At 54.3% G+C, this 14,551-nt stretch carries 10 protein-coding genes; 4 read left to right on the forward strand and 6 right to left on the reverse strand.

What is annotated here, in order from left to right:
• Nucleotides 1-30 precede the first annotated feature (30 nt).
• Complete coding sequence (locus QZ298_RS06730; RefSeq protein ID WP_296007098.1) at nt 31-2,661, reverse strand: valine--tRNA ligase; 2,631 nt, start codon at nt 2,659-2,661, stop codon at nt 31-33.
• 123 nt (nt 2,662-2,784) lie between these two features.
• Between QZ298_RS06730 and lon the strand changes: the two genes are divergently transcribed.
• From lon to QZ298_RS06750, 4 genes are all read left to right on the forward strand, one after another.
• Nucleotides 2,785-5,220 (forward strand): endopeptidase La, encoded by a 2,436-nt coding sequence (gene lon / locus QZ298_RS06735; protein WP_296007100.1) that lies wholly within the window; start codon nt 2,785-2,787, stop codon nt 5,218-5,220.
• Nucleotides 5,221-5,295: 75 nt separating this feature from the next.
• The gene (gene kdsB, locus QZ298_RS06740) at nt 5,296-6,057 is read left to right on the forward strand and encodes a 3-deoxy-manno-octulosonate cytidylyltransferase (protein WP_296007130.1); all 762 of its coding nucleotides are present in this window, start codon (nt 5,296-5,298) and stop codon (nt 6,055-6,057) included.
• A gap of 77 nt (nt 6,058-6,134) precedes the next feature.
• Nucleotides 6,135-6,881: a 3-deoxy-8-phosphooctulonate synthase gene (kdsA, locus tag QZ298_RS06745; RefSeq protein ID WP_296007102.1), complete on the forward strand. Its 747-nt coding sequence runs from the start codon at nt 6,135-6,137 to the stop codon at nt 6,879-6,881.
• Nucleotides 6,882-6,893: 12 nt separating this feature from the next.
• Nucleotides 6,894-7,859: a KpsF/GutQ family sugar-phosphate isomerase gene (locus QZ298_RS06750; protein WP_296007105.1), complete on the forward strand. Its 966-nt coding sequence runs from the start codon at nt 6,894-6,896 to the stop codon at nt 7,857-7,859.
• Between the two features lie 74 nt (nt 7,860-7,933).
• Here QZ298_RS06750 and QZ298_RS06755 read toward each other — a convergent pair whose 3' ends face one another.
• The 5 genes from QZ298_RS06755 to QZ298_RS06775 form a co-directional block, all read right to left on the reverse strand.
• The gene (locus QZ298_RS06755) at nt 7,934-8,764 is read right to left on the reverse strand and encodes a GIY-YIG nuclease family protein (protein ID WP_296007107.1); all 831 of its coding nucleotides are present in this window, start codon (nt 8,762-8,764) and stop codon (nt 7,934-7,936) included.
• Nucleotides 8,765-8,939: 175 nt separating this feature from the next.
• Entirely contained in the window at nt 8,940-11,735 is a 2,796-nt protein-coding gene (locus tag QZ298_RS06760; RefSeq protein WP_296007109.1) for an AAA domain-containing protein, read from the reverse strand.
• A gap of 467 nt (nt 11,736-12,202) precedes the next feature.
• Nucleotides 12,203-12,988 (reverse strand): hypothetical protein, encoded by a 786-nt coding sequence (locus QZ298_RS06765; RefSeq protein WP_296007112.1) that lies wholly within the window; start codon nt 12,986-12,988, stop codon nt 12,203-12,205.
• A 324-nt stretch (nt 12,989-13,312) separates the two neighbouring features.
• Complete coding sequence (rhuM, locus tag QZ298_RS06770) at nt 13,313-13,561, reverse strand: RhuM family protein (RefSeq protein ID WP_296007133.1); 249 nt, start codon at nt 13,559-13,561, stop codon at nt 13,313-13,315.
• 140 nt (nt 13,562-13,701) lie between these two features.
• On the reverse strand, nt 13,702-14,551 hold an 850-nt coding region (locus tag QZ298_RS06775), incomplete at its 5' end, for a HipA domain-containing protein (protein ID WP_296007114.1).

Below are 14,551 nucleotides of genomic sequence, written 5' to 3' on the forward strand. Positions count from 1 at the left end.
GAATCTAAAGCGAGCCGGCCCGCGAAATTTTTAATTTCCCAGCGCTGCCAGCTGTGCTTTTATCGCGGCGATCTTGGCTTCGGCGTCGGCCTGCTTGGCGCGCTCGTTGGCCACGACCTTTTCGGGCGCCGACTGCACGAAGCGCTCGTTGGAGAGCTTCTTCATGACCGACGAGAGGAACCCTTCGTAGTAGGCCAGGTCGTCGATGAGTTTCTTGCGCTCGGCCTCGGCGTCGATCTTGCCGGCCAGCGGCACGAAGTACTGCGTGGTCTTGACGATGAACGCCGCGGCTGCCGGGTCTTTCTCCGTTACCGTTTCGATGGCGGCGAGGTTGGCCAGCTTCATCATCACGGGAGCGTATTCGGCCGGGTAATTGCTGTCGGCGATGACATGGAGCGTCAGCGCTTCCTTTTGCGGCAGGTTCTTCTGGTTGCGGATGTTGCGCACCGAGGAGACGACCTCCCGCACCAGCTCGAAGCGGGCCAGCAGCGCGGCGTCTTCCGCTTCGGGCTGCGGCATCGGGGCGATGCAGATCGAGTCGCCCTCGGCGCGGGGCGCCAGGTCTTGCCATATCTCCTCCGTCACGAACGGCATGAACGGATGCAAGGCCCGCATCAACGCGTCGAAGAAAGCGCGCGTCTGGTCCATCGTCTTGCGGTCGACAGGCTGGCCGTAGGCGGGCTTGACCATCTCGAGATATTGGGCGCTGAAGTCGTCCCAGAAGAGACGGTAGAGCGTCGTGCAGGCTTCCGAGATGCGGTAGGAGCGGAAATCGTCGGCCACTTCGCGCAGCGTGCGGCCCAGCGCCTGGCCGAACCAGGCGACGGCCAGCCGGTCGTTCTCGCTCTGCGCGGCTTGGTCGTCGACCGTCCAGCCGTTGACCAGACGGTAGGCGTTCCATATCTTGTTGCCGAAGTTGCGGCCCTGTTCGCAGAGCGCTTCGTCGAACATCACGTCGTTGCCGGCCGACGAGGACATGAGCATGGCCAGACGCACGCCGTCGGCGCCGTACTTGTCGATCAGGTCGAGCGGGTCGGGCGAGTTGCCCAGCTGTTTGGACATCTTGCGGCCGATCTTGTCGCGGACGATGCCTGTGAAGTAGACGTTGGCGAAAGGTTTTTCGCCGCGGTATTCGTAGCCGGCCATGATCATGCGGGCCACCCAGAAGAAGATGATGTCGGGGCCTGTTACCAGGTCGTTGGTGGGGTAGTAGTAGCGGATTTCGTCGTTGTCGGGGTTGCGGATGCCGTCGAAGACCGAAATCGGCCACAGCCACGACGAGAACCACGTGTCCAGCACGTCTTCGTCCTGCCGCAGGTCGGAGAGCTGCAACGAGGCGTCGCCCGACTTGGCCCGCGCCTTTTCCAAAGCCTCCTCGGGCGTGAGCGCCACCACGAAGCCGCCCTTGGGGAGGTAGTAGGCCGGGATGCGCTGGCCCCACCACAGCTGGCGCGAGATGCACCAGTCCTTGATGTTCTCCATCCAGTGGCGGTAGGTGTTCTTGTATTTCTCGGGCACGAAGCGGATGGCGTCTTCCAGAACGGCCTTGGTCGCGGGCTTGGCCAGCTCCGACATGGAGAGGAACCACTGCATCGAGAGCTTGGGTTCGATGGCCACGCCCGTGCGTTCGGAGTAGCCCACGTTGTTGGTGTACTCCTCGGTCTTTTCGAGCAGACCCGCCGCCGCGAGGTCGCCCTCGATCTTGCGGCGCACGTCGAAGCGGTCTTCTCCGACGTACATGCCCACCTTGTCGTTGATGGTGCCGTCGTCGTTGAAGATGTCGATGGTCTCCAGCCCGTATTTCTCGCCCAGCATGTAGTCGTTGACGTCGTGTGCCGGGGTCACCTTCAGCGCGCCCGTGCCGAACTCGATGTCGACGTAGGAGTCGCGGATGACCGGGATCGAACGGCCGACCAGCGGCACGATCACGCGGGCGTCGGCCGGCAGCCATGCGTAGCGCTCGTCGTCGGGGTTGACGCAGAGCGCCGTGTCGCCCAGGATGGTCTCGGGGCGCGTCGTGGCCACGATGATGTGCTTGTCCGTGCCCTCGACCTTGTAGCGCAGGTAGTAGAGCTTGCCGTGCGACTCCTTGAAGACCACCTCTTCGTCCGAGAGGGCCGTTTTGGCCGCCGGATCCCAGTTGACCATGCGCACGCCGCGGTAGATCTTGCCTTTCTCGTAGAGGTCGCAGAAGACACGCAGCACGCTCTCGGTGCGGGCGTCGTCCATCGTGAAACAGGTGCGCTCCCAGTCGCACGAGGCGCCCAACTTGCGCAGCTGCTTGAGAATCACGCCGCCGTATTTCTCTTTCCACTCCCAAGCGTACTTGAGGAATTCGTCGCGCGAGAGCGACGACTTCTCAATCCCCTGCTCGTGCAGCATCGCCACCACCTTGGCTTCCGTGGCGATCGAGGCGTGATCCATGCCCGGCACCCAGCAGGCGTTCTTGCCCGACATGCGCGCACGGCGGATGAGTACGTCCTGCAACGTGTTGTTGAGCATGTGGCCCATGTGGAGCATGCCCGTGACGTTGGGCGGCGGAATGACGATGGTATAGGGTTCGCGCCCGTCGGGCTGCGAGTGGAAAAGGTCGTGGCCGATCCAGTAGTCGTACCATTTGGATTCGATGTCGGAGGGGGCGTATTTGTCTGCGATTTGCATAGAGCGTATGTTTTGCGATGAATGTGAAGCGCAAAGTTATTAACAATCTGTCAAAGATGAAATAAAATCCGTGAAAAATCGTTACCTTTGCGCTGATTATATTATTTTATTTAAAAAGAAACCATGAGCAAAAAAGATAAAATCGAAACCCTCGAAACCGAAGAGTCGGGACTCTTCCCGGAGCTGTTCGATGGCAAGCATCGCGTGATTCCGATCGTCACGGGCGGCGACGAGCCGCAAGAGGAGGTCGAAATTCCGGAAGTGATTCCCATCCTCACGCTCCGTTCGTCGGTGCTTTTCCCGGGGGCGGTCACGCCCATCACGGTGGGCCGCGACAAGAGCATCTCGCTGGTGCGCGCGGTGAATGCCGACGGCGGCATCTTGGGTGCTGTGCTTCAGCGTGAAAGCGACGTGGAGAATCCCTCGCCCGACGACATGTACAAGGTGGGCACGGCAGCGCGCATTATCAAGATTCTGGAGATGCCCAACGGTAATTTGACAGTGATCCTCAATGGGTTGGAGAAGATCGAAATCCGCGAGTACGTCTCGACGGAGCCTTACTTCACGGCCCGCGTGACGGCGCTGCGCGACACCACGCCCGACATGACGACCATCGAGTTCGAGGCGCTGGTCGACTCGATCCGCGACGTGGCGCTAAACATCATCAACGTCTCGCCGTCGATGCCCAAGGAGGCTGCGTTCGCCATCAAGAACATCGACTCGCGCCGGGGGATCATCAACTTCATCTGTTCCAACATGGAGTTGACCGATGAAGACCGCCAGTCGCTGCTGGAAGCGCCGGGGCTGCTGGCCCGCGCCCGCAAGCTGCTGGAGATTCTGGTGCGCGAGCAGCAGCTCGTAGACCTGAAGAATCAGATTCAGGAACGGGTCAAGCAAGAGATCGACAAGCAGCAGCGCGACTATTACCTTCAGCAGCAGATGCGTACGATCCAGGACGAGCTGGGCGACGGCGAGGACGACGACATCGAGAAGATGCGCGAGGCGGCCCGCAAGAAGAACTGGCCCGAAGAAGTGGGCCGCACGTTCGAGAAGGAGTTGCAGAAGGTGGAGCGGCTCAACCCTGCTGTGGCGGAGTATTCGGTGCAGATGACCTACCTCCAGCTGCTGCTGGAGCTGCCGTGGAACGAGACGACCAAGGACAACCTCGATCTGGAGTGCGCCCGCGAGCAGCTCGATCGCGACCATTTCGGACTGGAGGAGGTCAAGGAGCGCATCCTGGAGCACCTGGCCGTCATCAAGCTCAAGGGCGATCTCAAATCGCCGATTCTCTGTCTCTACGGCCCTCCGGGCGTGGGCAAGACTTCGCTGGGCAAGTCCGTCGCTGCGGCCCTCGGCCGCAAGTTCGGGCGCATATCGCTGGGCGGCCTGCACGACGAGTCGGAGATACGCGGACACCGCCGCACCTACATCGGCGCCATGCCGGGCCGCATCATCCAGACCATCCGCCGGTGCGGATCGTCGAATCCCGTCATCATCCTCGATGAAGTGGACAAGGTAACGGTTTCCAACCATGGCGACCCGTCGAGCGCGCTGCTGGAGGTGCTCGACCCGGAGCAGAACACGACTTTCCACGACAACTACATCGACATGGAATACGACCTGTCGAAAGTGCTGTTCATCGCTACGGCCAACAACATCGCCAACATAGCGCCTGCTCTGCGCGACCGCATGGAGATGATCAACATTGCGGGTTACCTGCTCGAAGAGAAGGTGCGCATAGCCACGGATCATCTGCTGCCCAAGCAGCGCGAAGCCCACGGCATCAAGGAACAGGAGCTGATCCTCACGCCGGAGATCGTGCAGCGGATCATCGAGAGCTATACACGCGAAGCGGGCGTACGCTCCCTCGACAAGCTCCTGGCGAAGATCGCCCGGGCGCGGGCCAAGCAGATCGCTTTCGAAGAGCCGTTCGCACCGGAAATCGCCGAAAAGGACGTCGAAAAGATACTCGGCATGCCGAAGTTCCTGCGCGAGGAGTACGAGGTGGGCGGCATGACGGGCGTTGTCACAGGACTGGCCTGGACGGAGGTGGGGGGCGACATCCTCTACATCGAATCGTGCCTCACGCCCGGCAAGGGCAAGGTCAACCTGACGGGCAACTTGGGCGACGTGATGAAGGAGTCGGCGGCGATCGCCCACGAATGGGTCATGGCCCGCCACGCCGAACTGGGCATCGACCCGGCGCTTTTCGAGAAAAATGACATCAACATCCATGTGCCCGAGGGTGCGATCCCCAAAGACGGCCCCTCGGCAGGCATCACGATGGTGACGTCGATCGTCTCGACCTACACGGGCCGCAAGGTGCGCGAACGCATCGCCATGACGGGCGAGACGACCCTGCGCGGCCGCGTGATGCCGGTGGGCGGCATCAAGGAGAAGATTCTGGCGGCCAAGCGGGCGGGAATCCATACGCTGATCCTCTCGGAGGAGAACCGCAAGGACATCGCCGAGATCAAGCCGGAGTATATCGAGGGGCTGACGTTCCACTACGTCCGCACGAACGACGACGTGCTGGCTTTGGCGTTGGAGACAAGGTAAAAGAGGAAAACAGCGTTCGGCGGGGCTGCGGAAAAGCCGCGATTCCGAATAGTGTGAATTCTGAATACTGACATGATGAAATTTTTAGCCATCATTCCTGCCCGTTACGCTTCGACGCGTTTCCCCGGCAAACCGCTGGCCGTGTTGGGCGGCAAGCCCGTCATCCGCCGGGTCTACGAGCAAGTGATCCGGGCCTTGGACGATGCCGTGGTGGCTACGGACGACGAACGCATCCGCGATGCGGTGCTGGCGTTCGGCGGCAAGGCCGTGATGACCTCGCCCGACCATCGGAGCGGGACGGATCGCTGCCGGGAAGCCTACGAGACGGTGTGCGCCCGTGAAGGACGGGAGTACGACGTGGTAATCAATGTCCAAGGCGATGAACCGTTCATCCATCCGACGCAGATCGAGACCGTGATGCGTTGTTTCGACGATCCGGCCACGGACATCGCTACGCTGGTCAAGCCTTTTGCGCCGGCGGACGGGCTGGCGGCGCTGGAGAATCCCAATTCGCCGAAGGTGGTGCTGGATGCGGCGTCGCGGGCGCTCTGTTTTTCACGCTCGGTAATTCCCTATCTGCGGGGCGTGCCGCGCGAGGAATGGTTGGCGCACCATACGTTCTACAAGCATATCGGACTCTATGCGTTCCGCACGGAGGTGTTGCGCGCCGTGACAGCGCTGCCGCAGTCGCCGCTCGAACTGGCTGAATCGCTCGAACAACTCCGCTGGCTGGAAAACGGCTACAAGATAGGCGTGGGATTGTCCGACGTGGAGACCATCGGCATCGATACGGCCGAAGACCTCGAAAAGGCGGAGCGGTGGCTGAATGAAAGATAAAAGTTGGAAAATCGATTTTCGTTTTGCTTCCGGTTCGCTTGGAGGATGACGGGGCGATTCTTAATTCTTAATTAGTTATGATATTCATTGCTGGCCCGTGCGTGATCGAATCGGCCGAACTGCTCGATGCGGTGGCTGAACGTTTGACGGCGATCAACCGCCGTTTGGGGGTGGAGTTCGTTTTCAAGGCGTCGTTCGACAAGGCCAACCGTACGTCGCTGCGCTCGTTCCGCGGGCCGGGGATCGACAAGGGGTTGCGAATGCTTGCCGACGTGCGGTCGAAATGGGGCCTGCGGCTCCTTACCGACATCCACGAGGCATGGCAGGCCGAGCCGGCCGGCCAGGTCGTCGACGTGTTGCAGATTCCGGCGTTTCTGTGCCGCCAGACCGATCTGCTGGTGGCGGCGGCCAAGACCGGCAAGACGGTCAACATCAAGAAAGCGCAGTTTCTCTCGGGCGCAGACATGCGTTATCCCTACGAAAAGGCCCGGGAGTCGGGCGCTTCTGAAATCTGGCTCACGGAGCGCGGCAACAGCTTTGGCTATAACAATCTGGTTGTAGACTTCCGCAACATACCCGACATGCTTGCCATAGCTCCCACGGTAGTGATGGACTGCACCCATTCGGTGCAGCGTCCGGGTGCCGGCGACGGTACGACGGGCGGCAACCGCGAATTCGTGCCGGCGATGGCCCGTGCGGCCAAGGCGTTCGGGGCGAACGGATTTTTCTTCGAAGTGCATCCCGATCCCGACCGGGCGAAAAGCGACGGGCCGAACATGCTGCGGCTCGACGACCTGGAAAAAGTGGTGGAAAGTCTGCTGTAAATCTTTGTAACGATGAGCGAAACCGACAAATTGCAGATTCTCGAAGTGGCCCGCAAGGCGATCCACACGGAGATGCTGGCGCTGCGCCGCATGGAGGAGACCCTGGGCGACGAATTCGCCACGGCTGTGGAACTGATTCTTGCCTGCCGCGGCAAGTGCATCGTGACGGGCATGGGCAAATCGGGGCTGGTGGGGCGCAAGATCGCGGCAACGCTGGCTTCGACGGGCACGCCGAGTTTCTTCCTGCATCCCGGCGAAGCGTTTCATGGCGACCTGGGGATGATCTCGCCCGACGATGTGATCGTGGCGCTGTCGTATTCGGGCGAGACGGACGAAATCTTGAAGATCGTGCCGTTCATCCATACCAACGGCAACAAGCTGATCTCGATGACGGGGAATCCCGAATCGGCGCTGGCGAAGCATTCGGACGTGCACCTGGACGTGGGTGTCAAGGAAGAGGCGTGCATCCTGCATCTGGCCCCCACGACCTCGACGACGGCTCAGATCGCCATGGGCGATGCGCTGGCCGTGTCGCTCATGCGGATGCGGAGCTTCACGAGCGTGGATTTTGCGCGGCTCCATCCGGGCGGAAGCCTGGGGCGGCGTTTGCTCATGACGGTGGGCAATGTAATGCGTTCGCACGACTTGCCTGTGGTGGCGCCCGACTGTCCGGCGACGGAGATGATCCATGCGATCTCGAAAGGCGGCCTGGGACTGATCGTCGTGTGTGACGGTAACCGGATCGAGGGCATCGTGACCGACGGCGATGTGCGGCGTGCGATGGAGCAGCGCCGGGCCGATTTCTTCGGGATCGTGGCCTCGGATATCGCGACACCGCATCCGAAGACCATTGCGGCATCGGAGAAACTCATCGAAGCCGAGAAGATGATGACCCGCAACAAGGTAACCTCTCTCCTGGTAACCGATGACGCCGGCAAGTTGCAGGGCGTGATTCAGATCTACGATATCAAGTTGTAAAAAGAACCTGCGGCATCATGAATGGATGCTGCGATCTTGTCGGAACGGGACGTGGTCGACTGCGCCCCGGGGGCTTATTCCAATTGCCTGCGATATACCTCATGCAGCGTATATCCTTCCCGGTCTTTCCATTCCGTCCAGCCGTTATTGTTGCGCCCGTTGCAGAAATTGGCTGCCATGCTCGGGCTGGAAAATGTTTTGTCGGATTTCATTGTCCATCGTCCCTCTTTGAGGGTGGCATATTCTGCGAGCAGGTTCTCTCGCGTCTCTTTCCAGTGAAGGAGCGAGGGGACGGTGCGGTTGGCAAGGATGCTGCCTTTCAGCACTGTGAAGCCGGATGAATCGTAGAACCCTTTTGCATCGTAGTCCCGTCCTTTAGCATAAAACACATGTTCTGCTTTCGGTTGCACGGTTTCGAATATGTTGTACCCGATGAATGAGGCCAAGAACTTGATGTCTTCGAAAAATTCGTCCATCGAATCTTTCCTGTATTCGGGCAGATTGGGAGCCTTGGGAGTCTGTTTGTTTTCGTTGAGGATGAAACGGTTCGCCTTTTTTGCTTCTGCGATGGCCTTGTGCTCCAGATACTGCACATCCGCTTTGGTCATGTCAGCATCTGTTGATATGAAGACGAGAGCCTTCTGCCAAAACGATTTTTTGTTGTCATGATCCTTGACGCGCTCTTTGAAGTTCTCGGTTTCGCCAATATAAGCCTGCGGCCTGATTGCTTCGCCTTCTCCGGTCAAGATGTAGAAAGCCGGTTTGTGCAATTTCTCCTGCTCGTTGAGGTACGCGAGATCCGACCGCGGAATGACGAACATCTGGCAGGTCTTGTTGCTGATAAACGCATATTGCGTCCCGTTCGGAGTGCCGTCTATCAGATATGTTGTGACTGTTTTACCCATGATTCAGAGGTTTTTCTTTGATTGTATGTCGGCGCTTACTTTTTGGGATTACTTTCCGATGCAGAAACGAAGCGTAAATCGCTAATTATTTGCTTTTTATGCTATTGCGTGCGCCTGTTGCTGGCTTCGTTGTAAATACGCGGCAAATTATTTTTCGACGGATTTTTGGATGAAATTATTTTCCCGGCAGGATGTAATCGATATGTAAAATTTCTTTCAATTTGGTTTCGATCCGTTCTTGTTCGTTGCTTTCGGTGGTCGATAAGCGTTCGCAAGGGATGCCGTAGAATTCCAAAATGCGGTCTTTCATTATATCGCGCTCTTTTTGTCGGGAACCCTCTTGGTGGTGCTGGTACCCGTCGGTCTCGATAACGAGCACAGGCTGTTTGCCGACCTTGTTGTAAATCAGGAAGTCGACGTGCGTAAGGCCGTTTTTTGCATATCGGCGCTCGCTTTCGTCGAGCAGCGAAAAATCTCGAATCAACATCCGCAAAGGCAGATGGCACACGACGTCGAGGTGGCGCATGGCTGCATTGTTGCGTAAAATATCCTCGATTAAGGCATAGGTCAGGTTTTCGGAATCGTATTCTGAAATCCGTTTGCGTGTGGTCAGATAAGCCATTCGGGCCTCGGTGTATTGCTTGTAGAGGTAGTCGAAGATCGAACGGATTTTGCTTTCGGTCACTGTGAAATTGTTGTACTCGATGTAAGCCAGCAGGTCGCTGATGTTGCCGCTTTTTTGCTGCTTGTTGCCGGTTACGACAAGGCAGAATTTCTGTTTAGCCCGCGAAACGGCGACATTCAGCAGATTGGGATCGTCGACAAAATCGGATATTTGATTTTCGACGGTGCTCATGACGATTGCATCCTTTTCTCGGCCTTGGAATTTATGTACTGTTGCAATGTCGACCGGAGATCCGATTTGTTGCTGCAACGCATCGACTTGTGCGTTGTAAGGAGCTATGATACCGATATGTTCGGCTTCGTACGAAAGCGTCGGAAGCACTTCCTTGCGGATGACGTCGATTTCGCGTTGATTCACATGGTGGTGATTGTGATTGCCCTCGACCGTTTTAATGGCGCAAACGACATCGGGTTCGCCGTTGTCGCCGGTCATGATAATGAGGTTACCGCCGTAGAATTTTCGGTTACAAAAGTCGATGATTTTCGGATGACAACGATAGTGTTCTTTCAGCAGGGTTTGCGGAACGCTGGGAATCGTGCGGCAGACGGATTCCAGAAAACTGTTGCGGGCGCAGTCGTAGGATTGGGGGATGGGGAATTGTCCGGCAATTTCGTCGAGTTTGAGCCGTGCTTCCGGTGTAACGACATTCGGTAGCTGCATGGAGTCGCCGACGATAACGGCGTTTCGGGCACATGAAAGAGCCAATGCGCCAGTCTCGACCGATACCTGCGACGCTTCATCCATAATAACATAATCGTAAATTGTTTCGGGCGACAGACAGCTGCGGGCAGAAAACGTCGTGCTCAATACGACGGGATATTCGTCCAATACCTCCTGTGCCTTGAAATAGAGGTCAGTGGATAAGAATATCGGCTTGGGATGGTCAACTCCGTACTTGCGGTGGAGTGCATTTTTCAGAAACTGCATCGACCATTCGGAAAGATGTTTCGTCCGTTCCTCTGCATTCTGCGATGTAATATAAGTTCCCAATTCCGCAATTTCGGTACGCAATACTTTGAGACGTGCATTGTAAATAGCAGCTTGCAAGTCCGATACGATAGCAGATAAGTCGCGTTGGAAGAAGCCGTGCGATAATCCTTTGAGCAGCTGTTGGCTGCGAAGTCGAATAGCAATCCAACGGAATTTTACACGCATATTGCCGAAAAAGCCGGAATGAAGGGCTGCATCTTCGGCGAATTGTTGCAAGTCGAACCACAATCGGGTCAGACGGGGAATATTGCCGGTTTTCCGCAAGGCGATTTTGTAATCGGGAGTTTTGATTTCTCGCTCGAAATGGCGTTGCTCTGTTTCTAAAGCCTGCAACTCTTGTTTGGCGATGGCAAGTCGTTCTTGCTTGGCGAACAGTCTGTTCAGTAATTCGATCTGCAGATCGATCCGTTCGAGAAATTCGGGACGATTTGCCTCGGCAGTGTGCCAAGATGCAAGTGCCTGCGGATATTGTTTTTCCTTCTCTTGACTTTCGATAAATCGCTGTTTGTTGTCCGAATTGCCGAGCGGTGCGGCGAGAAAGCCGAACTCGTATTTGATGAGTTTTTCCAGCACGTTATCGGTCGCCGAGTTGTTGTTCGAGACGACCAGTACCGTTTTTCCGGCAACGAGAATGTTGGCGATGATGTTCAAAATCGTCTGTGTCTTGCCGGTTCCAGGAGGGCCTTGAATGATGCTGACCGAATGCTCGAAAGCCTTTTGCACGGCTTTTAGCTGGCTTGCATTGCTACCGAACGGATAGATTAATCGCCGTTTCGCATAGGTTTTAAGTTTGAAAAGACGGGGATTGAGGTAGGTAGCTAATACTGTTTCGTCCGATACAAACCGTACTTTGTCGTATTGTTTGGCCAGCAGTGCTGTTCCGTCATCGCCCGATAGGGCATTGGCCGCAGCGACTTGCTGTAGGTACTGGAAGCTATTATTGGATGCAGGATCGGCCAGACACGAACCGGTTACTTGCAAATCGGAGCCTTTGTAGCTTTTCTCCGTGCCGTTCTCGAACCGGATATGCCAGTAAGTCTGCGTATAGTCGCGAAACTTGAATATCGCCGCGATGTTCGTCAATCGGCGCCCATTGTGGGCCAACTGATAAACTGCTGGGTCGAGCGATTCCGGATTCTTCAGCCACAACACCTTATCCACCCAATAGACATATTCTTTCGGGTTGCCGGCGAATACGATGTAATACCTGTTGGGCGCTTCGTATCGGCAGCTCTCGATTTGGGCGGTGCGGATGCAACCGTTGATAACAATAAGATTCTGCGAGGTGTCGAGCATGCGGCTTGAAGTGGGTAAGTAGTTAAAATTAACACATACAACAACGACAAATGGGGTATTGGAGCAAACAATATCCAATAAGAAGTCCGATACAGATCAATCCATAGAATCCGATGATTGTAGCTGAGAGAAAGCAACGCCAATACTGACAATCCTCTTTTGTATATTTTTTAATCGACATTTCAAAAGGGATGATTGTTACCCGATTCTCTATGTTTGTTATTTCTGCTACATCATTATATAAGCAACGAAATCGACGCTCTTGCCGCAAGCAATAGGCATCGGATCCCCAAAATAGAATGGTTGGGAAGATGGCAATTAAGATATAAAATGTATTCGAATCGCTGTCGACATATAGTGCTAATAAAGCTGCTACAATAGTTATTGCCCAGCTTTTAATTTGGAATGAGTTGGAATTCAATCGGGCAATTACATTCTGCAAGAATTCCAAATGCTTGATTTTATTTTCATCCATGAATTTTGTGTGGTTGTGTTAATTCGTATAAAGCATCCAGAGCTTTTTCTCCTCCGTATTTAAAACGTTGCTCCCATTGTTGTAATATCTCGGGAGTAAGATTATACAAATGAGTCATGTTCATTGGGTAAGCTATATTTAATGAGGAATCTGCAGCTTTCTCCAATAAAACGCCACCTGTGCTGAACATGTTGATAGTTTTTCGTTTGGGCAAATGTTTTCCAATAATTCGAGTCGTTTCTATCTCTCCGTATATCCAAGGAGACAGTGTGCGATTTTCTATTCCGGACATTATAGAAACGGAATTTTCTGTATTGAGAAAAAATACGCATTCTGTTTTGTCGATCATTTTATTTAGTGCTGTCATTAACAGCATGTGCACATGACTTGTCGAATAATTCCTTTTATCGTAATCATATGAATTCGGTTTGTTGTTTTGGCAATATCGATTATCCAATATTTTCAACAAATCATTTGCATAGCCCCATACGCAAGAATCAATAAAGGCTTTCAATCCGAATTTGTTCAGCAGCCATCCGGCCAATGCAATCGCCAAACTTTCGTCTTTATGGGAGTGAGAGATGAAAATATGAGCATTTACCTCTGGGAACCAATCTTTTTGGATTTCTTCTGCATCAAGAATTCCATTATCGATAATGTATGATTCAAGACTCGGCCGAATTGTTTTCTGAAAGTCTTCGTATAAATTTTTGCCGTACTGATAATTCAGTGCATTTTGGGTAAATGTCGCGTCTGTTAAATTATATCCCCTATACATAATTCAGATTTCAATTGCTTATTAAAAGTTGAGACAGTATTTTTGCTCTGAAAATTAGTTGTTCTTGCTTGGGTTGGATAATTTTCTTTTTATTTTCAAAGATAGATATTTTATTGGATTTGAGAATAAAAAGCAAGATATTATTTAATCTGTTTGTGCTATTGGATTTTTCTGTTAGAGAGATTCTGACGTCTGGAATTTGTTGTAACATGATAGTTTGATGAGTGGCCTATTTCATATAACTTTATATGTTCGCATTGTGTCGAGAAGTATCGGAATTGGTATAATGCGATATCAATAGGAACTATTTATTTGTAATGATATTTAACCCAATTGCTGGCCGAACTTATTGATATTCCTGCGTGCTATATTTATTTCTTGGGTTGCACCAACCCCTGTTTTGCAGCGGTGCGATTTCACGCGATAGCCGACTGAAATAATCACGTCGAGGTTGTAGTAGTTCGTATCGTAGCTTTTGCCGACGGCGGCAGCTGTTGTAAATTTTGCAACAACTGATTTCCGGACAAATCCTACTCCTCGAAAATGTTCTTCAAGTGGCGCGAAATCACGGATTTGTCCCTGTCAAACAGCGCTGCCATCTGATCTTGGGTCAGCCAGACAGTCTCCTCGTCCATATGGACGTCGATTTTGATTCAGGAACCGATTTTCGACAGATTTTTTGGATGAAATTATTTTCCCTGTGGTGTATGCGGCTATTTTAGTTGTCCGATTCTTTCTGCAATAAGTGCTTTGTATTTGCCTTTCATCTGGTCGGGCAGAAACGAAACGTCGATCCACTCGTTCCATTTCGGAATGGCCTTGATGAACTTCTTGAATAGGTTGTCGATTACCTTTTCGTCCATGCCTGACGCCGTCATTGCCTGCACGAAATCGCTGCGGCGGAGCTTGCGTTTGCGGCCGTTCAGCGTCAGGGCCAATTCCTCGGCGTCTTCGGGTAAAACGAGCGCTGTCGATAGCAGGTCATAAGCCGGTGTCAGCCCATAAACACCCTGATTCCGGCTATACAGCGAAAAGTTTTTGAGGTGCATGTCGGCATTGCCCGTGAGCCACGAGAACAATACCTGTTCCCAGAAATTGACGGCATCCAGTTTCGGGGCGGAAGAGTAGCGCAGAATCGTTTTGGCTATCTGCTCGTAGGAGCCTTTGTATTTGTGTTCGGTCAGTCGTTCGGAGAGCTGGCAGAGGTCTTCCATCGGGTATTTTTCGCCGCGGGGCCCTCGGTCGATGCGGCGTGTGATGTAGCACAACTCCCCGTCGGCAAAGCGGACGAGCGAGTGGGGGACGACCTGCATTTTCGCAGCTTCGGCTATGTGCATGGTCAAATCTTCCAGTTCCGGCAAGTGCGGATAATGTTCGGTCTGCGGTTTGAGGATATAGCGGCCCCAGAGACCGACGATCGTGAAGCGTTCCGGGGTGCCTTTGCCCGCTTTGGCAATATCGAGCGACAGCTTCGCCTGCACTCCGGTCAGCGTCGTTTGGCTGCGGATTACCTCGCGGGCAAGTTCCGCAATATTGGCGCGCGTGTAGGGGAGCAAAGGAGCT

Origin of the sequence: uncultured Alistipes sp. (genome assembly GCF_910580175.1) — a bacterium.
Lineage (GTDB): Bacteria > Bacteroidota > Bacteroidia > Bacteroidales > Rikenellaceae > Alistipes.